Here is a 21249-nt window from a genome sequence, read left to right on the forward strand (position 1 = left end):
CTGTTGCTGCCGGGCGCAGGTGTAGCAGGCGTGGCGTTCACCGTCACCGAGGTTGAGCCAGCAGCACTTGTACAGCCATTAACTGTCACCGTAACACTGTAGGTGCCGCCAGCAGCCAATGGTGCATTCGTTATCGTAGGGTTCTGGACACTAGACGTGAAGCCGTTCGGGCCTGTCCAGCTATAGGTAGCGCCCGCTACTGAAGCGGTGCTCAGGTTAATGGTATTCCCACTGCATACCGGACTGTTGCTGCCGGGCGCAGGTGTAGCAGGCGTGGCGTTCACCGTCACCGAGGTTGAGCCAGCAGCACTTGTACAGCCATTAACTGTCACCGTAACACTGTAGGTGCCGCCAGCAGCCAATGGTGCATTCGTTATCGTAGGGTTCTGGACATTCGACGTGAAGCCGTTCGGGCCTGTCCAGCTATAGGTAGCGCCCGCTACTGAAGCGGTGCTCAGGTTAATGGTATTCCCACTGCATACCGGACTGTTGCTGCCGGGCGCAGGTGTAGCAGGCGTGGCGTTCACCGTCACCGAGGTTGAGCCAGCAGCACTTGTACAGCCGTTGGTCGTTATCGTAACACTGTAGGTTCCGCCAGCAGCCAATGGTGCATTCGTTATCGTAGGGTTCTGAAGACTCGACGTGAAGCCGTTCGGCCCCGTCCAGCTATAGGTAGCGCCCGCTACTGAAGCGGTGCTCAGGTTAATGGTATTCCCACTGCATACCGGACTGTTGCTGCCGGGCGCAGGTGTAGCAGGCGTGGCGTTCACCGTCACCGAGGTTGAGCCAGCAGCACTTGTACAGCCGTTGGTCGTTACCGTAACACTGTAGGTTCCGCCAGCAGCCAATGGTGCATTCGTTATCGTAGGGTTCTGGACACTCGACGTGAAGCCGTTCGGGCCTGTCCAGCTATAGGTAGCGCCCGCTACTGAAGCAGTGCTCAGGTTAATGGTATTCCCACTGCATACCGGACTGTTGCTGCCGGGCGCAGGTGTAGCAGGCGTGGCGTTCACCGTCACCGAGGTTGAGCCAGCAGCACTTGTACAGCCATTGGTCGTTACCGTAACACTGTAGGTTCCGCCAGCGGCAAGTGCCACATTCGTGATCGTCGGGTTCTGGACACTCGACGTAAAGCCGTTCGGCCCCGTCCAGCTATAGGTAGCCCCCGCTACTGAAGCCGTACTCAGGTTAATGGTATTGCCAGCACACACCGGACTATTACTGCTAGGCGCAGGTGTCGCAGGCGTGGCGTTTACCGTCACCGACGTTGAGCCGGCAGCACTTGTACAGCCATTGGTCGTTATCGTAACACTGTAGGTTCCGCCAGCAGCAAGTGCCGCATTCGTGATCGTCGGGTTCTGGACACTCGAGGTGAAGCCGTTCGGACCCGTCCAGCTATAGGTAGCTCCCGCTACCGAAGCGGTGCTCAGGTTAATCGTATTGCCAGCACATACAGGACTATTACTGCTCGGCGCAGGTGTCGCAGGCGTGGCATTCACCGTCACCGACGTTGAGCCAACAGCACTTGTACAGCCATTGGTCGTTACCGTAACACTGTAGGTTCCGCCAGCAGCCAGTGCCACATTCGTTATCGTAGGATTTTGAACACTCGACGTGAAGCCGTTCGGCCCTGTCCAGCTATAGGTAGCACCAGCTACCGCAGCCGTACTCAGGTTAATGGTATTGCCAGTACACACCGGACTATTACTGCTCGGTGAAGGTGTTGCAGGCGTGGCGTTCACCACCACAGAGGTTGAGCCGGCAGCACTTGTACAGCCGTTGGTCGTTACCGTGACACTATAGGTTCCGCCAGCAGCCAGTGCCACATTCGTTATCGTAGGATTTTGAACACTCGACGTGAAGCCGTTCGGCCCTGTCCAGCTATAGGTAGCACCAGCTACCGCAGCCGTACTCAGGTTAATGGTATTGCCAGTACACACCGGACTATTACTGCTCGGTGAAGGTGTTGCAGGCGTGGCGTTCACCACCACAGAGGTTGAGCCGGCAGCACTTGTACAGCCGTTGGTCGTTACCGTAACACTGTAGGTTCCGCCAGCGGCAAGTGCCGCATTCGTTATCGTAGGGTTCTGGACACTCGACGTAAAGCCATTCGGACCCGTCCAGCTATAGGTTGCACCCGCTACAGCAGCCGTGCTCAGGTTAATGGTATTACCACTGCACACCGGACTGTTGCTGCTCGGCGAAGGTGTTGCAGGCGTGGCGTTTACCACCACGTTGACCGATCCTGCAGCGCTCGTAAGACCAGCAACCGTCACTGTTACACTGTAGCTACCAGCATTAGCCGAAGTGGCATTGGTTATTGTTGGGTTTTGTAAGGCAGAAGTAAAACTATCGGGACCAGTCCAGGCGTAGGTAGCACCAGCTACTGCAGCAGTAGATAAATTAATTGTATTACCGCTACATACAGGACTATTGCTTGATGGTGTTGGTGTAGCGGGTGGTGAACCGATTGTAAAACCCTGCATTGGGCTCGTAGGGGAACCAAAACCGTCTACAAAATTATAGCGTTCAGCGCCACTGCTCATTCCGGTGGTCGCCTTCCATCTTGAAGGATTGAGGATATTTGCTAACCAATCTGATTTAGTACCGGAAGTAATGTTAGGTACATATATCCTATTTGGATAAGTATTGGCAATTACTGGATCCGGGTCATTAGGATTGGTTATAAAACCAATCGAATAATTTTCTAGCCCTGGTGGCAATAAGCTGTACAAAACATTACCTACCATCTGCATGACTCCGGATGGGCCTGGCGTAGGGGTATACCATCCATTCACCGCATTAGATGTTGCTGTAGACCTCACATTATTAAATGCGAATATGAAGCTAGGTGCACTAGCGCTGCCCTGGTAGATGATCAATTGATCACCGGAGGAAGGATTCCAGGGGGCGGCAATACCTCCATTACCCCAGCCTACGGCGGTCAGCGTGGTTGTTGCCAATGGGCTCCCATCACCTTTGGTTACCGTTACATTCTTAACAGCAGTAGTCGGCGTGCTCAGCTTGAAAATCATAACCGTTCCGGCGGTAATGGTATTGGTAGGCACGAATGTAATCACACCGTCAAGCGCTTGTGTATTGAAAGCATCAGTCGGCCGTGCAGGTGTTGCGTTGGGGTCTGCCTGGACCCAACCACGATCTGTGATATAGATAACTTCCCCGGCAGCAATATTAGCGAGCGCCAAGATGGCGAACTGTCTGTCCGTAGTACCTTGGTCCGGGTCACCATTCATGCCGATTACAGCGAGATCACCCTTGGCCAACTGCGCTTTGGTCGACAAACCAATTAGGGCCAGAAAGGCGATCATTAAAAAATTAGTGTAAAATTGCTTCATAGAAACTCGTTTAAAAAATTGACGATAAATACTTTTCAAGAATTGAAATAAGTGGATGAGAGGAAATAGAGCGTTCGTCATTGATGACTATAATTTATAAAAAGTGTAATTTCAAGATCAATTAAATTGGGCACACGATTTGCCCGCAATACCATTTAAAGTTCGGAAGTATGCAGTATAGGTAGACTGGTACTTGGAACCCATATATCAAGGAATCAACAGAGTGGTGCCAATCGTCGAAACTTCTTGTGGAAGTCCTTAACATCGGCATGTTTGTTTAGTTTTTTGGTTCCAGCTTCAAACCTAACCAAATAATCTAATACGCAACAAATTATTTCATAATACCGTATTTATCGGGTAAAGGTGAATTTTATTTTTTGTTGTGATAGTGATCAGCCCAATAGAATTAATGGGCTGATCAACTTTTCATTAATTCCTAGTAGGAAAAACCCCTCTCATACAAATGATGTAATTGAGTACAAGGGACGGCTGCCTGTTATCGTGGGGCGAAGGTCCGCTGCCTGCGATACCCAATTGCAAGCCTGTCAATTGTGGCCCTGCGACATTGTTGACAACTAGCGAACCACCGGCCATAGAAACTGGTTGCAAAGCACTGCCATTAACATTATAGATGGACTGACCCAACCCATTTGGCGCCCCCATGAGATTTCCTCCAGGACCCTGAACGCCACTCTGGTCTGCTGACGCCTTGATGCTGATATCTGCAGTAACTGCACCAGGCACGACCGTAACTGGGTGAATGTGAGCGGGCATCGTGGAGTTATCGATCGTTACAGTTTCAACACCGCCCTTACTCCCTAATGCTTGTGCAGTCAGGCCCGCACCTTGGCCCGTTCCTATCATGGCACGTCCTTGCAAATCCGGTAGTCCAAACGTAGTCCTACCATCACCGCCAAAGTTATTTCCCAAAATAGAAAATAGTGTAGTATTTGAACTGATCGGCAAAGTTGCTCCATTGCAATATGCCCAGTACATGGGTGCAAAATTTGCAGCGAAAATTCTGATTTCGCCTATTGTACCTTCCATATGTTATTAGTTTAATCGTTAGTAAATAATTAGTTTCTAGAAGGAAAAATCCCTTCTAAACAAATGATGTAATTAAGAGCCAAATAAGGTTGCCTATTTTCGTGCGCTTGGCTCCCTCCTGCTACTCCAACCTGAACCATAGGCTGTGGCACAGTCAAACTATTCAATTTCGCCGAACCACTATTCAATGTTACCAAATTTGTCGATGTTGACGGATCTGCATATATACTTTCACCATTTTGTTCTTGCGCCAAATAATTACCAGCTGGTGAAGGTTGATCTGCAGCTGCATTGACACCATTTAGTGAAATAGTTGCGGCTGGCACTGTATTATTGAAAGTTGCATTTGGCATGTGTGTATGCGCAGGCATTTGTGAGCTCATCAGACTTACTGATTCCGTACCAATCATTTCACCTAGAACATAATTACTCAAACCAGGTCCTTGTCCAGTACCAACTACAATTCTACTTGCGGTATTGGGCAGTGCAAATGTAGTTTGTCCGTCTCCACCATAGTAATTGCCGATGATGGCATATAATGGCGTGTATTCGGCGATTGATAATAACTGCCCTTGGCAGAACATCCAACTCTGAGGTGCAAATGTACCCGCAAAACCGCGGATTTCTCCTATATAACCTTCCATGTTTTTTTTAGATTTTGATTGATTAATTTCTCGATGGATAAATACCCCTTAAACAGATAATATAGTTCAGTGCAATGGTAGGCATGATGTTATTATGGGGTACATTCCCTCCACTATTCCCTACCACCACTGTGGGATTAGCCATACTTAAATTACTCACTTCTACCGACTTATTGCTCATGGCTACTGGGGTACCAGCCGACACAAAATGTTGAGTCTGTTGGGTATCGTCCTCGCTGATAAATGCGTTCTGTCCGTTCCCACTATCACCCCCAATTGGTAAACCGTTCAGAGTGGCATTACCAGTGCCACTTGCAGAGTTTGGAGTCAAAGTCGTTTGGTGAGTATGTGCCGGAATTTGGTTCATGGTCAACGTCACCCCTTCTGTCCCAACAAATTGACCAATACTGTAAGCAGATAAACCAGCTCCCTGACCAGCTCCGATTACCGTTTTGCTCCTTAAGTCAGGAAGATTAAAAGTTGTTACACCATTGCCACCATAATAAGTACCTAATAATGAGTACAAGGCTTGATTAGTGCTGATTGGCATTAGCTGACCTGCGCAGTAAGCCCAGTTTTTTGGCTCGAACGGGCCGGCGAAGAGCCTGATTTCTGAAACTGTTCCTTCCATAGTTTATATTAATTTACGTTAAAAAAATTTTTCATTTAATTGTACGCCCATACTGAATAGTTTTATCCCAGAGAAATAGCCCTCTCGCATATGAACTAGATTGATCCTTAAAAATTGATTATCTTTGCAAGCAACGATAATCCCATAGATTGCATCGGCATAGGCTATTGTGCCGGGCGTTGCCACGACTCCTTCTGACAACTTCAATTCGATAGGCGAAACCTCCAAGATTCTCAACTCCGTTTGCCGATACCAAGTTGTTGCACCACCGTATTTTGGGTTGGTTGCATTTACCAACGATTCTATCTGCTTGGCCGAAGCGGTAGACCATTCAATTGTCAGTTTGTCTGTTCGAGGTCGTTTGGACCAACTGGCGTCACCATGATTACCAAACTGTTCCGTTATAATCTTTTGTTCCTCATGTAATAAATCTGGTAAAGATTCTTCAATTGATAAGCCAAGTCTTTGACATGCCATCCCATAATTTTCGCCCTGTATTGCGGGAACTTGTTTGCTTAACACCATCGGGCCGCTGTCCAGCTCATCTGTCATTACATGTACGGTAACTGTAAATTGCTTCTCCCCATTAACCATCTGCCAGAAGATAGGATCAGCTCCACGATATCTCGGCAGCTCTCCGAAATGAAAATTCAAAAAACCTTTCGGCAACGTTGAAATCAACTTACCAGGTATCATCCAAGGGAAGCCAAATACCCAAACCTGCTCTGCCTTTATCTGAAATAACCATTCCTCTAGTTGAACTTGCCAGCCATCCTTTTTCAAAGCGATTATGTTTTTTGTACCGATGCCCAATGTTGACAAGAATCCAGAGAACTGTTCTTTATGACGGTCCAGCATAGCTACGCCCGCTAAAAGATGCCTTTTTTGCAAAGACTGTATTGTCGGAAAAACAAGTGTGTCCGAGTTAGCTATAATGGCAATCTTCATTTTAAATTCCTAAATAGGGGTTCATCCAAAACGATGAGGGTTGGCTCGCAAGTTCTGTAACTACTTTATCATCGATATTTACTGTCGGAACTTCATCAATAAATGTCCGTCTCACGGCATTATTGTTTCCCATATAAATGTTTTTTAAGACGTACACCTTATTGTCATTGCCACTGGTCTTTGGCTCAATGCTGATCAGACCTCGATCTGATCTTATTTTAGCTTGTGCTAAGCCGTGTTTGAATGACCGACCACCAGTTTGCTGTAGTGCCTCCCCTATGAGCAAACCACTTTCGTAGCCGAACTGAGTATATGGATTCATCATCTGTTTGCATAAAGAGTCCATCTCTTCAACCTCTAGTCGGTGGTTAGCTGCTAGAGATGTATAAATTTCGATTGCTTCTGTTCCACTATAAGATTCCATAAGTGATGGAAGTCCGAGCAACGGAATCTTTCCATTTAAACCCTGATGGATATACTCTTCCAAAAAAATTCTTGCTTCTTTTCCGCAGAAGGTTGCCATGACGAAATCTGGCTGATATTTATGGATATGTTCGAAAACCGAACTTATGTCCGCCAAACCTTTGAGGTTTTCCGATTGGGCTATTGCAAATGGCATAGTTGCATCATTGGCGGCAGAAACCATGCCGGCGCTCAACATTCCCTGAAAGGAATAGCCACAATCGTAAAGTGAGGAAACATACATTCCGCGTTTCCCAAACCTTTTTACTGCCCATTTCCCCATAGACCAAAGCTGTTGCCAGGTGTGTGTTGAATTGAGAAAAACATGTTGTCCAAATTTGTTCATGTCCGGGAGATGTTCCCCAATATTGTTAATGAGCATAGGCCGCTCACTCTCATCCATTTTATCCGCCAAGTCCATGGCAACCTTGCTTGATAAGATGCCGGTAATAATATCGGAATCATCAAATCCTATTAGTTTATTAATTGCTTGTTCAGCCTGCTCGATAGAGCCCTGACCTATAAATTCAGTAACTACCTCCAACGCTACTCCTGTTTGCCTTATCTTTTCCAACCCTTGATTTAAACCCGTATTAAAGCTTTTGGCCATCGGGATGATAGTTGAATTCGTCAATATTACTCCTATAGTTAATTTTTCCATTTTAAACGTTTTAATTTGCCCACATTCGCATCAGGTTACTATAATTTTGTTGTAGCAAACCGTGCTCCTCTCCAAGGTTGTTGGTTTCATTAATTTTTTCATTGATTTGGTAAAGGTCAAAAAGAATCTTTCTGTGTTCCTGACTTTTTACGATGGATTCAATCCACGTTACGGCTACCTGACGTGTACCGTTTTCAACTTTTTTAACACGATGCAAGAAAGTGCAGGGATAGCAGATGGCGTCGCCCTTAGGCAATTTATACCTAACATCGCCCAAATCGGTACGTAATTCCAATTCCCCTCCATCATATTCGTCCGGTTCGTTCAAAAAGATAGTCATTGCGATATCAGTTCTCAACATATTACCCATGATTGGACTATCCACATGCCAACCATACTGCATATCCTTTTGATATTTGCTGATCAAAAAGGGATGAATCTGTTTCGGCAGAATGGCATTGCGAAAAATTTGGTTACGGTTCAATGCTGCAAGGATGATCTGTTGGATGGTAAAATGTTCCTGACTTTGATTCTCAACCTGAAGGTTTTCTTTTACCGCTTTTGCCGAGCTTGAAGCCGTCAGCTTACCGTTATCATAGCTTGCAGTTGCCATCAGGACTTTAATCTGTTTAGTTTCTTCTGAAGTGAGCAATTCTTTTATATGTAGGAAACTTCCCTGGATCATGATCTAATAGATATGTGATTATTAATTTATTTTGTTTAAGGGTACCAACATCCCGACATTTTTTCTGAAGTAGGTTAGATCCAAGTGGAGCTAACTTTCACGTCTGCTGGCTGATAGTTGATATATTGGACGAACCGTGGTTTCTCGGAGGTGTTCGCCTTGCTTCCGTGTGGTAAGGCTTGATGCCATATGATAAAATCGCCCGCTTCTCCTGCAATAGAATGGCTTCCGAGTTGGTGAAGATCGAGGTTTCGGGGATTGACATCTTCACCAATATTTTTCAACCACCTATCGATACGATGGTGAAATCCGGGCACAAGGGTAAATGCTCCCTGGTCCACTGTGGTATCCGCTAAATAGAGGATACCCTGAAGACCAAATGGTATTGGAGTATCCAGGCTGCAGTCCCAATGCAAATCTGGACCCGGAAATTTCCAATTGGGAGTTTCCGGTGGATTAAACCCTACCCTATCGGTAGTCACCCATATATCTTTTCTTTTCCATAGCGATTCGTAAGCATTACGAATGACGGATGCATTTCTATTTTTTTGAAGTATGGGATGTTGGAATAGTTGAACCATAATCCCCTGCTTTGCCTCATGGTGGCCATACCAAGTATTTGGATTATCTACTTCGACGCCAATAAAATCACAAATGATGTCAACTGAAGTTCTGCAGTCGTCCTTAGATACAGCATTTTTAAGTATCAAATATCCGTTTTGCTCCCAAAATTCCACCTGCTCTTTTGTGAGATTTTTATCAGGTTGTTCCACAACGAGTTTACCTTTAATCATTTCATTGAAGCGTTGGACGTTTTCAACAGCAGGAGTGCCAGCTGTTCTGAGTATCCAATCTTCAAAGGTTTCAAAATCTGGTGAAGTCTGAAAAAGATAGTTAATAGTCTGTTCCAGACCTAGGCCAAGGACATTAAGCAATGTGTGGTTGAGCTGCCATTCTCTTGTCCACTCTGGATTCTTGCCCCCATCTAACCGCTCCATGGAGACGCTCCAGAATTTCTTTAATTGCATGATTCCCAATCTTCCCAAATCATAGGTACTCACCGGATTTTCTAATATTTTAGTTTGTATCATTACAGTTAATTTTAATTAGATGAGTTCCCACAAAGCCATTTTTTCATTTTGGGAAACACATGATCTTGCATCCCGCCTCTTTTATCTTCCGTCATTCCTTTCCAAACCAATAGAGGAACACCGAAATATTGACCTGAATTGAAGTTGTCTAAAAGGTTTTGTGATCCATTTTTGTAACCATCTGCATGAAATACAATAGTTGGATCTAACCCTATGTGGAGACTCGCCGCATACGACCAAGCGATAGCGGCAAGTTCGCCCCCCTGATGTAAATCGGTCGACGGCAGTTCTCCATCCATACCGATTCTTTCTTCAGGTGTCATGCAGGCCAAATGACCGGCTTCATGAAGAATATCACCTGGGTATTTTAGTTGGTCAAGATCAATAACGAGGGTCCCCTGTCTCAATAGTAAACCAGGCAGAAACGTCTTTTCTGACACCGGTTCTAAATGGTATGAAATACCAATCAAGGAAAGAAAATTCAACATTTTATCGACAGCCTCATTATACTTAAGCTCTTCAGTTAATTGATCGGCCAAAGTTGTAGCGACTTGATTAGACTGGAGCCGCAATGAGTCAATAATTTTTTGGCTTTCAGTCACATTAATTCTGTTGAAGCTTATTTTCTTTTTGGAAACGCTGAACAAATCTTTTAACCATTGATTCACGAGGCAATCAACGACCAAATGTATTCTGTCTGATTTTCCATTATTGGCTACATGATGTTCTAAATTTGCATTGATGTACCAGCACTCTCCCTCAGCCATCCGAACTCTTTCGTTCAGCAAATAAAATTCAACTTGTTCATTGGTGAATATGGGAATATGTATCCTGGCTTCCCCTTTTTCAAAATTAAGCTCAATATCGGAATGCGGCTTGATGAACGCTCCTGCGCCCAGTTTCAATAATCTCACAGACATCTTTTCACATCGGAACTGTTCGAGCAATCTCTTGGTGTGAGGCAATGACTCTAATAATGAAGTATCTTTAAACATTGCTGAATCGACCGCTTGTGCATATGGCTTTGTTAGATCGCCATCAATTGACCTTAGTGATAACACAGTCCAATCACCTTCATAGTCGTATGTACTATAGTGTGCAATCCAGTTTGGACTTTCCAACAAGCTATTAATTTCAAATTTTAACGACTGGATATCAATATCACATCTAAGTTGTGCATACGAAATGAAGTAAGGTGACTGATTATTCAAAATACATTCCTTCCTGCAAAATTTTGTTTAAAAGAGACTGGTGGCAATCGTAAGTTTCAGACATTGTCATATTAGCAACATCCATTGATAACCCATTTTTTATGTTAACGTAAGTTGCACAACCCATAACTTAAATTGATTTGATATTGTTGCTTCTATTTGAAGCGAATGGAACTTATTTTAGCCACTATCCAAATTTCAAATAAAAGGCGATGTGATACACAAGGAGCTTTACGTAATTATATAATCACGTAAATTTACCCGACAGCCAAAGATTTTGTGACGGCGCTATAATGCTAATAATGTTCTTGGAAGAAGTTCGACACTACATTCGAATGATGACATCATAAATAACAAATTGCTATTCGTAAACTGCGAGCACTATCAGATACCTGGCCTCCCACTCAAACTTAGGATCGAAAATCGCAAACAAGCACAATACATATTCGTTAAAAAGAGTCAATCAGCGATGCTTATGGACAATTCAAACATAATAATCATCCTAAAAATGGCGGTCTACGTTATCATTCAAGCTTATAATTTTTAGGGGATTTGGTAATACAACATATAATTCAAGCTTTGTGAACAAACCGCAAACCATTGACCCCATCTCGCCGGAATTTAAATTTAAATTAAATCATTAATTATCTTGAGATTATAGATTTGTCCGCACGGGGTCAACTTAATTGGTTTTTCCACAGCAGCACTAAAAACTGAAATTCCAGTCAATTCAAAAGTTTCTTTATATCTGAAAAAGATGGGTTATATGATAAAAGTGAGTTCTTTGAATTAGTGCAATACTTTGGAGATGGTTTTGAAGATATTAAACCAAACGGAAAGCAAGCCGTAATTCCTGACACGGAACTCTTCTGGCAATTTGCAAAAACTATCTACACGAAAGGTTACATATATAAGCCAAAGGAAGACAAGAAAGGAATTAGGATTAGGAATATCGAACTATAAGATTTAAAATCACTAATAGTGAATTTCAAAGTTCACTATTAGTGATAAACTTGATTGAATTCCCCCGAAATTAATGCATGCGGAAAAAATGCGTTATTTCTGCAAATTCATACTGGCTAATTGAGGATCAATCTCCATCATCCTCTGCCTTAGTTGAGCCAACATGCCCAAATCGTACAAAAAATCCGAGGATAATAACATGTCCTTCCACCCATCGTTTTAAAGCAGTTCTGAAAAGAGCTGCTTTTTTTGTTTAGCAGCTTGGTTTGCTCCCCTTAATTCATATTCTTTTTTGCATTCCTAAAACTTAAAAAAAGCCGAAAGCATAAATTGTCTGGGGCGTAGGCCGAAGATAGTCTGGACTAACTGAGCGCTGTTCAGCGTCTGTTGTGCATAACCTTCATTTCCCAGTAAATTATAAATGCTGAAGTCAAGTGTAGTATTGAGCTGCTTTACCCGAATGCGATAGTTCAGATCCAAAAAATGCTGGTTAACCTGCCCTTCTATATCATTGATGTAATAGGACTGGTGCACGTGCAGGCTTTGGCCCTTGATTACATTTAGGTTCAGCGTCACAAAATAACTATTGAACCATATCCCGCTTGGTCTCTGGCCAGATATTCTATTGATATATCTCCCATATGTACCCTTGACCTCCCCAGTCACGTATTTGGAAGTATTGGATACTACCTCAAAACCGCCGCTATACCTTGAAGTATTGCGCCTATCCATAACCCCATTTATCAGCACATCATTTTCCGCCCAGCCGAGATTAGCGTTGAACCTTAGCATCGTCTTAATCGCCACTAAGTATTGCGAAATATCCCCCAGAAGGCTGTGGCTACTACCCTCACTATGTAAATCTGAAATCCCTGTGGTTATCCTTCCCTGCCCATCAATCCCAGTGGTAAAAATATAATCTCTCTTGTTAAAGGAATAGTTGTACCTAACATTGCCAAACCTGGCCTTGTTCGTATTCTTATAAGCATAGCCAAGATTGGCATTGACCCTATCGGTGCGCAATAGCCTTGATTCGTAACGGTTGATGGTCCGGTACTGGTTGACGATGAACCCATTATAGAAATCGTCCAGCTCCCCAAAGGCATTCCCAACGGAGACGGATGAATTGAAACTGCTCTTTGATGCTGGGCTGAATGCCACCCTAAATGAAGGATTAAAGGTTTGGCGCAGCGCACCATCAACGTTCTTGGCGTCGCCTTGTCTAACATTGAAGCGATATAGGTCATATGGAGTGGAAAAACCCAGATTCCACTTGTTAAGGTCAATGGCAGCATCCAATTTAAGGTTGAGGTTGAACCTAGTGCTCGTCATATCATTGATGTAACCTTCCCCCAGCTTGTTTGCGGATCCATTGTCCAGAAGTGCGATATCACTTCCGAGATGACTCCTGTCATAGTTGACGCCGATATACGGTGTAAACTTCCAAGCCCTATAAGTCCTGATGAAGCCAAGTCCATTATTTAGGCGAATGCTCTTGAAAATGACGTTTTGGATAAGTCCCCCGTATGGGTTACCATTGTTAAGGAGGTCTTGGAACTGGCCTGGAGATACCAATAGGCGCTGAGGGGTGTGGTGGTATTCTATTGTAGACTGGACATTTACCAGCTGTTTGCCAATGAATTTTGCAAATGACAGTGAATTCAGCAGCGCTTCATCGGTGTATTTTCGTTGTTGAGCTATGCTATCACCATTGTTGAAATCGATAGTGCCTATGTCCCTGTTCCAACGTTTGTGTAACTTTAGGTTGTTGCGGAGATATATTTTTTTGTCGTTTTTTTCTAGGATTAGACCTCCATCAAATACATTAACACGATAACGGTTATTAATTGCTTCTGAGGTAAAAATGACCTGGTCATTGGCAAGATACTGCGTAGCCGTAAATCCTTGCCGGAAACGTGTATCGTTATAGTAGGAGGCATTGGCCTTTAACTCCAAGCCATCCTTTAGCTTTTGAAGGGCATTTGTGCTGCCCACAAATATCTTGTTCTGCAACCATTTACGCTCTTCGAAATTAGGGCTGGTTACGTCACGTAACGAAAGAAAGCTTGTCCCATCGGTGAGCGAGGTGGTGCCGCCCAATGATAGACTGTTTGCGGTCAATCCCCGCAAATCCCGGGATACATCATTGCCAGTATTGTTGCTCTGTAATGAGTTAACCACCTGGAATGTTCTTCCAAAGCTCATGGGTGTCAATTTAACTTCCCAGAGTGCTGGGCTTACACCCGCACCAATGTTTCCCGTACCCGTTGTCATAAATTTCTTTAGTACAAGGTTAAGGGAAGCCCTATCAGAAAACACGACCGAATCAAGAATCTTGATCGGCTGATCATTCTCGATGACCTGTACCGACCTTACCGCATCGGCTGGCATATTATTGTTGATCAGACCATAACGTCCTTCCATGAGGTCTAAATTGTTGACCATATATTTCTGGATCGGCTTTCCCTGATATAGAATTTTGTTCCCGTCCATCTCTATTCCCGGAAGTTTTTTAATTACATCCGCAATGACACGATCTTGGGGCGAGACAAAAGCTTCTACTCTATAGTTGATCGTATCCTTTCTCTTGGTAATCGGATTCTCCTTGACCTTCACTTCATCTAATTGGCGAACCTTAACGGCAAGGACTACCATATGGCTAGAGGTCTTGTTGGCTGTAATAATGGACTTTTTCAAATAGCTCATGTGGTTGAAGTCGACCTGCAAACTGTCCGCACCTTCTAATTTTAGCTCTAGGGAGAACAATCCATCTTTTCCGCTTCTGGCAAAGCCGATCACACTCTCGGTACCGATCCTCTTATAGGTTATCGTCGCGTTGGATATAGGCACTTTCCAGGCATCCACCACCCTTCCCGAGATAACTGTCTGGGAAAGTGCTAAGAAAGGCTGTGCAAGCAATAGAAAGAGAATGTATTTTAGCATTGCCTATGGTATAATCTCAATCCAATTATTTTCGAAAAGCCCGCTCCTAGCTTTCGAATTATATGCTTTTCTGGCAGCTTCTGGATTAGGTGTTTTCACCTCTCTGACCATCGGGTTCAGCACAAGATCATAGGTATAGGGGTCGGCTGTTCGTTTCTCACGGTATTTAAAATAATCTTTCTTGGACATGGGGCTATGGTTTTTGGTGTTATAGAAATATGCCCAGGTTATGGAAGTTTTTACCTCTTCGAAACCGGTCATTACCCACATGAATTCGCCTTTCTCATCAGCAATCTTTACTACAAGCCCTGGTAAGCCATTGAATTTGTAAGGCCCCATAGAAAGTGGGATATCGAGCGTAAACCATGCTGTCCACGTTCTACCTCCGTAACCTGAAACAGCCTTTTGGCAAGTATATCCGTTAATAGTTTGTATATCCGACAAAACCTGCCACTTCAAATCAGGCTTTTCTTTATATGAGAACGACCTAGTACTAGGCCTTTCCAGAACAGTCACGCTTTTCCCCACCGTAAAAACGTAATGTTTTACTGCGGAACGCTTATAAGCGCCTGCTTGCGTCTGAGCGACTAGCTGTATCCCCTTACCAGCCGCTATTTCGCTGTTCATCTCAAAATTTTTCAGACTAGTAAAATAAAAATCCTTGTCCGAGCAGAACAAAATCACTTTCTCTAATATTTTAGCTGTATCAGATCTATTAGGCTTAAAAGTATAATTATAGAATACTTTATAATCATAATTAAATAGCGATTTTTGCTGTGCAAATAATGTTTGCGAATACACAAACAGGAGAACGTAAATTAAGATTTTCATAAATTAAATATATAACTAAACAATTAGTTGTACGTATATAAATGTAGAATATATCATTAATATTACAATACATTTCAAAAAGATAAGTAAGCATCTATTACAGTTTTAAAGCAGTTCTGAAAAGAGCTGCTTTTTTTGTTTATGAGCCTTTTGAAGAACCATCAAAGTATCTTTTTACGTAAATAAATATCATGGGTACTAAAATTGCGGTACACGTGAAGATGCAGTGAGTTATTGCCGACAAAAACCATATAATGCAAGTAGTTAAAAAACCAATTGCAACGCTCCACGAACAAAAAAACAACAATGAAAATCAACAAGTATTAATAAGGAAGAAAAACCGATTAATTGCCATCATTATGGCTATAGGTTTTATCTGGATAAGTGTTTTAGGTACAGTTTTATACTTAATGGGAAACGAATTTTGGCCCAAAACAATGGCAACTGTAATGGTTTCATCGATAGTTATGCTACCTTTTTATTTCAAAGTAAGACGTATAAATAGCAGCATTAAAAACACTGCTGTAGAAAATCAAAGTCAACACTTGTTGCCTTAAAGGGGTAAACTTCACCCCGATTTTGCTCACTGAGGCGAAACAGCATAGCGTTTTTCAGAATCTACATCGGCACTTACACCGAATTTGACATTTTTACAACAAATTAGCGTAAAGGTATAGCCAACGTAAATACCGTTCCTTCTCCAACTCGACTTTGAAAACTCATTTCAATGCCTTGCAAATCGGCAAATTCCTTACAAAGTGCAAGTCCTAAGCCTACCCCCTTTTCTCCGTCAGTACCAAAACTCGATTTGATATTTAGCGAATAGATATCTTGTTGAGCTTCTGCTGTAATACCGGCACCAGTATCACAGATATGTAACAGACAAACATCTGCATCAAGGCCGGCAGTAAGCGAAACGTTTCCGCCACTCGGCGTAAACTTTAAAGCATTGTCCATCAGGTTACGAACCATGAGCTGCAACATAGCCGGATTAACCTTCACCTCAGTTTCGCTTGGCAGTTTATTTTCAAAATTAATCATTTTAAAATTGGCTGCACGGGCAAAATTAGATAGTGTACCTCTTAAACACTCTGTTAAATTAACCGAAAGTAGCTCAACTTTTCCATCTTCCAAATGGTTCATCGTCCACGACAGTAGGTTATCTAACAATTGCTGTGTCTCTGTTGTGCTCTTTTCCAGTTCCATTTTTAACCTAGCTCTTTCATCACTGTCCAAATCTGTTCTTTTAAGGATATTTAAATAACCCTGAATGTTGCGCAGTGGCGTACGAAAATCATGAGAAATCATGGATATCAACTTACTTTTCTCCTCACTTAGGCGCTTCATAGCCATTTCATTTGCGCTGGCTACTTTCTTCTCCCGATCGTAATTGTTGATGATATAAGTTAGGCCTCCAAAAATAAGCAGCAAATCTACCGTGTACGTAGAAGCCACATCAATGAACTGACTACGTCTGCTGTTATATCGATTAAAAATAAGTTCGGGATGAAAATATTCATATGCAATAAGTGCTCCTACAACGGCAAGATTACCCAGCGTCCAAAACCAGTAATGTTGTCTTTTCGCAATTGCAATAATTAAAAAATAACTGATTGTAAATGAATGTAGCGCCGTACCCTGTATACCCGAAGACAGGTAGAAATTAATGGCAAAAAAGAAATGAATGATCACCGAATAGATGATCATGCTGGTATACAATTGATTTTTAAACCTAGAAAGATAATAAAAGAACAGTTGCAGCAGGAAAAGCAACGTAGACAAAATTGTCATTTGATATAACCCAACTACTAAGGAAAATGGAATATTATAAAAAATAACCACCATAGTGGCTACGCAAATAGAATGATAAATACGATGTTGCAGGGAGAACGTTTGGTCGGAGCCTTTAAGATATTCCCAAATGTTTCTTACTTGAGTAATTGTGCGAGCGATTATAGACATTTTATCTGCCTTAAGAATTTAGCTAATACTAATATCGCAAAGTTAACATCTTTGGGCGCTAAGAAAGTGTAAAATCTACAATATGTAAAATTTGGCAAAGCTTACCTTAAGCCTAAAAACAATGATTTATATTTGTATTTATATTTTAGCCCTATCCGAATTTACATTATGCAGATCAAAATTGCACTTACAGACGATCAATACCTTTTTAGAACGGGAATGGCCGCCATCTTGAATTCTTTAGAAAACATTAAAGTTATTCTTGAATGTGCTGATGGCCGAACATTGGTTGATGAACTTGCAAAGGCAAATGAAACTCCAGATTTAGTTATTTTGGATTTGATAATGCCAGAACCTGACGGTATCGCTACGCTAAAAATGATCAGAAAGATTTCGCCAACGTTACCTGTGCTTGTGCTGTCCTCGTATGAAGATCAAGATGCTGTGTTTGCAGCGTTAAGAGCCGGTGCCAATGGCTATCTATCAAAAAATGCCTCGGCAGAAGAACTACAACAAGCCATTAGCGATATCTGTAGAGATGGCTTTTATCTACAGCTTCCTAGCCCAGATCTTGGTCATTTAAAAATGAACATCGATTTAAATCATATCGATGCAGGTAAACTTCTGAGCAAGAGAGAACGGGAGACCTTGTTATTGATTTGTCAGCAATATACGAATGCACAGATTGCCGAAAAACTATCCATCAGCGAGCGCACAGTAGAGGGGCATCGAAACAACCTCATCAATAAAACAAATAGCAAAAATGTAATTGGATTATTGGTTTTTGCCCTTAAACACCGTTTAGTTAGTTTAAACGATATTCTAGGAAAGTCCAATTTTTAGCAGTTTCCTATATATTCCAAATCAGAGATAGCAAAGTTTAAAGTGTATTATTATATCCTGTGATTTTGTGTAAAACAATCCCTTGCAAATTGGTGTTTAATCGGGCGGAGCTTACCAAAATCAAAGCTTCCTCAAAATATCAATGGAAAACTATACCATGCTACAGTACTTTGAATGGTACTACCCTGCCGATGGCAGCTTATGGAAAAAACTAACTCAAGACGCAAATACACTAAAAGAAAAAGGCTTTGACACCATTTGGCTGCCTCCAGCACACAAAGGTATGGCTGGGGCAAATGCAATAGGCTATGATTCTTATGATCTTTACGATTTGGGAGAGTTTGACCAAAAAGGAAGCGTACGCACCAAATACGGTACTAAAGAAGAACTTATTGAAGCTGTAAAAGCAGCACAAAATGCAGGGTTAAAAGTATATGTTGATATTGTGTTGAACCATTTAGGTGGAGGAGACGAAACGGAAACGATCACTGTTCGCAAGGTGGACCCTGCCAACCGTAATGAGTTTATATCTGAACCCTTCGAAATTGAAGCATTTACTAAATTTCACTATCCTGCCCGTGCAGGAAAATATTCTAAGTTTCAATGGGATTTCCAATGTTTTAGTGGCGTAGATTACGATCATCGCAGTGGCGAAACAGCACTTTATAGCATCTTAAACCAATATGGCGAGGGCTGGGAAGATGTTTTGGACAAGGAAAATGGCAACTATGATTACCTCATGCTTTCTGATATCGACTTTCGTAACCCAGCTGTGAGGGAAGAGCTGAAAGCATGGGGCAAGTGGTTTTATGAAACTTTGGGCTTTGATGGTTTTAGGTTAGATGCCATTAAACACATGCCTGCAGATTTCTATAATGAATGGCTAGACTTTTTAAGAGGAGATTTGCAGCAAGATTTTTTTACCGTTGGCGAATACTGGGCTCCAGAAGATTTAGGAGGTCTTTTAGCTTATATTGATGCTACCGAGGGAAGAATGTCATTGTTTGACACCTGCTTACAAGCTAATTTTTCGAACGCCTCAAAAACTGGAAGCGACTATAACTTAGCGAGCATTTTTGAAAATACATTGGTAAGTACCAAGCCAGAATTGGCCGTTACCTTTGTAGAAAATCATGATACCCAACCCTTACAATCTTTGGAACAGGTGGTAGAGCCTTGGTTTAGGGCACACGCTTACGCCTTGATTCTTTTAAGAGAGGCTGGATATCCATGTGTATTTTATGCAGATTTATATGGATCTGCCTATACGGACAAGGGTCAGGATGGACAAGACCACGAGGTTACCATTGGACACCTACCGCAGCTGGAAACCTTACTTCAGCTACGCAAGCACCAAGCTTACGGCTTACAAAGAGATTATTTCGATCATCCCAACTGTATAGGTTGGACGAGAGAGGGCATCGAAGAGCGAGAAAACTCGGGCCTAGCTGTTGTACTTTCTAACGGAGAACAAGGCTATAAAAGAATGGAAATGGGTAGTCAATTTGCAGGAAGAAAAATGGTTGATGCCTTAGGGCATATAGATCAAGAAATTACAGTAGGCGATGATGGTTGGGCAGATTTTTCATGTGAGGCAGGATCTGTTTCTGTATGGATTGTGGTTTAAGCAATAAATAATTGCCCCTTGTAGATTTCAACATCATACTCCCTTTTAGAATATATCTTTAACTTTGCGTATGGCGAAGAAAGAGATAGGAGCAAAAGAAATCAGGGAAGTTTCTCCCAAAGATCTTCCCATCTACTTATCCGAAAGTGCCTGGCACCGCAACTGGAAAATGGCTTTTCCTTCAACATTAAGAGAGAACCTTTTTCAGTGAAGCTCAAAATTGTCAACATCGTGCTGATATACACACACCATGTGGCATCACTATTGAGTTTCAGCACTCTCCTATTTCTTTAAACGAACTACGCAGTAGAGAAGAGTTTTACCCCAACCTTATTTGGGTAGTTGATGGCAGCAAATTCAAAGGCTTCAAAATTTTAAAGCACCTGCCCGATGTTGATGATCCGAGGTTGGAGGGTTACGAGTTTTCACATAGCCAAAACCTTACCCTTTACGAGAAAAGCGATTTGGGAATTATAAAACCAAAGTTACTTACGCTTGCGCATCCTGAACTTTTTGGTATCAAGCTTACGGCCCATTATTTTTCGTTTGTATGGAAACATCCACACCGTGTTTGGTACGAAGCTAAATATCCAATGATCTTTGATTTGGGTGGTTATTTTGTGTATCAACTTAAACAAAGGCAACAAGCATCTGGCGCTTATGCCTATCTTCACATGATCCCCAGAAAGGATTTTATTGAAAGATATACCTCTATTGGTTAAAATCTTCCATTTTTAGGCGCTCCGAAGCAATTCACTACTAACGTAAACCATTTGCGCTATCGGCTGTTAAAAGCTACATGGATACAAATGAAACGCTGGTTAAAGAAAATATAGAAGTCTTCCGCACACTATTAAACGAGCTCGGTATTTTAGAAGAACAATCGCACAAATATTTCCGAAAGATAAGAAAGGCTGCGTTTACACCTGAATTGGCAAAGGCACTACACGAAGAGCAAACAGGCATAAACGATCATCTCAAACGATTGGATCTCATTGATCTTGAGCTTGGTAAAAGTGATGGTAGTCCTAAAACAAAATCAGCTCAAAAATTACCATCCTTAAGTAGTTATGGTAGAAAAAAGACAGCCGTAAGGGATCTCCTGATGATTTCTAGCGTCCAACAGGTCATCCTTTCCAAAAACGTCTATTACCGGCTGTTAACACGAATTGCCACGCAACTTGGTTTGGAAAATAGCGGTACATTAGCCAAGCAGTCTGTTACCGATAACGAGGCAACGTGTACTTGGCTAGACCGTATTGCACAACGTATTATTGCTAACGAGAAACTTATTTTAGAAGTTCCAGCGTAGTTTTTTATACTAGTTCTGCATCTATCTTGCTA

General features: G+C 42.5%; 18 protein-coding genes. 6 read left to right on the plus strand and 12 right to left on the minus strand.

Going from position 1 to position 21249, the window contains the following annotated elements:
* From AC23ME_RS20910 to AC23ME_RS20960, 11 genes are all read right to left on the minus strand, one after another.
* Positions 1-3356 (minus strand): hypothetical protein (locus AC23ME_RS20910; RefSeq protein WP_487729670.1); only part of this gene is annotated, 3356 nt, incomplete at its 3' end.
* A gap of 429 nt (positions 3357-3785) precedes the next feature.
* The gene (locus AC23ME_RS20915; RefSeq protein WP_487729671.1) at positions 3786-4403 is read right to left on the minus strand and encodes a phage tail protein; all 618 of its coding nucleotides are present in this window, start codon (positions 4401-4403) and stop codon (positions 3786-3788) included.
* A gap of 29 nt (positions 4404-4432) precedes the next feature.
* A complete protein-coding gene (locus AC23ME_RS20920; RefSeq protein ID WP_487729672.1) occupies positions 4433-5047 on the minus strand; it encodes a phage tail protein in 615 nt (204 codons plus the stop codon).
* Between the two features lie 22 nt (positions 5048-5069).
* Positions 5070-5678 (minus strand): phage tail protein, encoded by a 609-nt coding sequence (locus AC23ME_RS20925; RefSeq protein ID WP_487729673.1) that lies wholly within the window; start codon positions 5676-5678, stop codon positions 5070-5072.
* An 18-nt stretch (positions 5679-5696) separates the two neighbouring features.
* Entirely contained in the window at positions 5697-6626 is a 930-nt protein-coding gene (locus tag AC23ME_RS20930) for a formyltransferase family protein (protein ID WP_487729674.1), read from the minus strand.
* Position 6627: 1 nt separating this feature from the next.
* Positions 6628-7749, minus strand: a complete 1122-nt coding sequence (locus tag AC23ME_RS20935; protein ID WP_487729675.1) for an ABC transporter substrate-binding protein — start codon at positions 7747-7749, stop codon at positions 6628-6630.
* A 10-nt stretch (positions 7750-7759) separates the two neighbouring features.
* On the minus strand, positions 7760-8434 hold the full coding sequence (locus AC23ME_RS20940) for a Fe2+-dependent dioxygenase (RefSeq protein ID WP_487729676.1): 675 nt from the start codon (positions 8432-8434) through the stop codon (positions 7760-7762).
* A gap of 74 nt (positions 8435-8508) precedes the next feature.
* Entirely contained in the window at positions 8509-9525 is a 1017-nt protein-coding gene (locus AC23ME_RS20945) for a phytanoyl-CoA dioxygenase family protein (protein ID WP_487729677.1), read from the minus strand.
* An 11-nt stretch (positions 9526-9536) separates the two neighbouring features.
* Positions 9537-10736, minus strand: coding sequence for an aspartyl/asparaginyl beta-hydroxylase domain-containing protein (locus AC23ME_RS20950; protein ID WP_487729678.1), 1200 nt, complete (start codon positions 10734-10736; stop codon positions 9537-9539).
* Positions 10737-11999: 1263 nt separating this feature from the next.
* Positions 12000-14642, minus strand: coding sequence for a carboxypeptidase-like regulatory domain-containing protein (locus AC23ME_RS20955; RefSeq protein ID WP_487729679.1), 2643 nt, complete (start codon positions 14640-14642; stop codon positions 12000-12002).
* Between the two features lie 3 nt (positions 14643-14645).
* On the minus strand, positions 14646-15473 hold the full coding sequence (locus tag AC23ME_RS20960) for a GLPGLI family protein (protein WP_487729680.1): 828 nt from the start codon (positions 15471-15473) through the stop codon (positions 14646-14648).
* Between the two features lie 254 nt (positions 15474-15727).
* Here AC23ME_RS20960 and AC23ME_RS20965 point away from each other — a divergent pair, with 254 nt between their 5' ends.
* Entirely contained in the window at positions 15728-16030 is a 303-nt protein-coding gene (locus AC23ME_RS20965; protein WP_487729681.1) for a hypothetical protein, read from the plus strand.
* 103 nt (positions 16031-16133) lie between these two features.
* On the opposite strand, the gene AC23ME_RS20970 is transcribed toward AC23ME_RS20965, so the two are convergent.
* On the minus strand, positions 16134-17435 hold the full coding sequence (locus AC23ME_RS20970) for a sensor histidine kinase (protein ID WP_487729682.1): 1302 nt from the start codon (positions 17433-17435) through the stop codon (positions 16134-16136).
* A gap of 168 nt (positions 17436-17603) precedes the next feature.
* On the opposite strand from AC23ME_RS20970, the gene AC23ME_RS20975 reads away from it, so the two are divergent.
* The 5 genes from AC23ME_RS20975 to AC23ME_RS20995 all read left to right on the plus strand — a co-directional run bounded on the left by AC23ME_RS20975 (position 17604) and on the right by AC23ME_RS20995 (position 21217).
* A complete protein-coding gene (locus AC23ME_RS20975; RefSeq protein WP_487729683.1) occupies positions 17604-18278 on the plus strand; it encodes a response regulator in 675 nt (224 codons plus the stop codon).
* 142 nt (positions 18279-18420) lie between these two features.
* Positions 18421-19905: an alpha-amylase gene (locus tag AC23ME_RS20980; RefSeq protein ID WP_487729684.1), complete on the plus strand. Its 1485-nt coding sequence runs from the start codon at positions 18421-18423 to the stop codon at positions 19903-19905.
* A 70-nt stretch (positions 19906-19975) separates the two neighbouring features.
* Entirely contained in the window at positions 19976-20116 is a 141-nt protein-coding gene (locus AC23ME_RS20985) for a hypothetical protein (RefSeq protein ID WP_487729685.1), read from the plus strand.
* 253 nt (positions 20117-20369) lie between these two features.
* Positions 20370-20627 carry a hypothetical protein gene (locus tag AC23ME_RS20990; protein ID WP_487729686.1) on the plus strand — a complete coding sequence of 86 codons (258 nt, stop codon included), beginning with the start codon at positions 20370-20372 and terminating at the stop codon, positions 20625-20627.
* A gap of 77 nt (positions 20628-20704) precedes the next feature.
* The gene (locus AC23ME_RS20995; RefSeq protein WP_487729687.1) at positions 20705-21217 is read left to right on the plus strand and encodes a DUF892 family protein; all 513 of its coding nucleotides are present in this window, start codon (positions 20705-20707) and stop codon (positions 21215-21217) included.
* Positions 21218-21249 lie beyond the last annotated feature (32 nt).

This window comes from Pedobacter sp. T50_32 (assembly GCF_057652195.1).

What these genes read in the sequence shown, in the direction of transcription:
- AC23ME_RS20980 (WP_487729684.1), top strand. Translation starts at nt 18,421, where the DNA reads ATGGAAAACTATACCATGCTACAGTACTTTGAATGGTACTACCCTGCC.
- AC23ME_RS20945 (WP_487729677.1), bottom strand. Translation starts at nt 9,525, where the DNA reads ATGATACAAACTAAAATATTAGAAAATCCGGTGAGTACCTATGATTTG.
- AC23ME_RS20955 (WP_487729679.1), bottom strand. Translation starts at nt 14,642, where the DNA reads ATGCTAAAATACATTCTCTTTCTATTGCTTGCACAGCCTTTCTTAGCA.
- AC23ME_RS20960 (WP_487729680.1), bottom strand. Translation starts at nt 15,473, where the DNA reads ATGAAAATCTTAATTTACGTTCTCCTGTTTGTGTATTCGCAAACATTA.
- AC23ME_RS20925 (WP_487729673.1), bottom strand. Translation starts at nt 5,678, where the DNA reads ATGGAAGGAACAGTTTCAGAAATCAGGCTCTTCGCCGGCCCGTTCGAG.
- AC23ME_RS20965 (WP_487729681.1), top strand. Translation starts at nt 15,728, where the DNA reads ATGCAAGTAGTTAAAAAACCAATTGCAACGCTCCACGAACAAAAAAAC.
- AC23ME_RS20915 (WP_487729671.1), bottom strand. Translation starts at nt 4,403, where the DNA reads ATGGAAGGTACAATAGGCGAAATCAGAATTTTCGCTGCAAATTTTGCA.
- AC23ME_RS20940 (WP_487729676.1), bottom strand. Translation starts at nt 8,434, where the DNA reads ATGATCCAGGGAAGTTTCCTACATATAAAAGAATTGCTCACTTCAGAA.
- AC23ME_RS20975 (WP_487729683.1), top strand. Translation starts at nt 17,604, where the DNA reads ATGCAGATCAAAATTGCACTTACAGACGATCAATACCTTTTTAGAACG.
- AC23ME_RS20985 (WP_487729685.1), top strand. Translation starts at nt 19,976, where the DNA reads ATGGCGAAGAAAGAGATAGGAGCAAAAGAAATCAGGGAAGTTTCTCCC.
- AC23ME_RS20920 (WP_487729672.1), bottom strand. Translation starts at nt 5,047, where the DNA reads ATGGAAGGTTATATAGGAGAAATCCGCGGTTTTGCGGGTACATTTGCA.
- AC23ME_RS20970 (WP_487729682.1), bottom strand. Translation starts at nt 17,435, where the DNA reads ATGTCTATAATCGCTCGCACAATTACTCAAGTAAGAAACATTTGGGAA.
- AC23ME_RS20995 (WP_487729687.1), top strand. Translation starts at nt 20,705, where the DNA reads ATGGATACAAATGAAACGCTGGTTAAAGAAAATATAGAAGTCTTCCGC.
- AC23ME_RS20930 (WP_487729674.1), bottom strand. Translation starts at nt 6,626, where the DNA reads ATGAAGATTGCCATTATAGCTAACTCGGACACACTTGTTTTTCCGACA.
- AC23ME_RS20935 (WP_487729675.1), bottom strand. Translation starts at nt 7,749, where the DNA reads ATGGAAAAATTAACTATAGGAGTAATATTGACGAATTCAACTATCATC.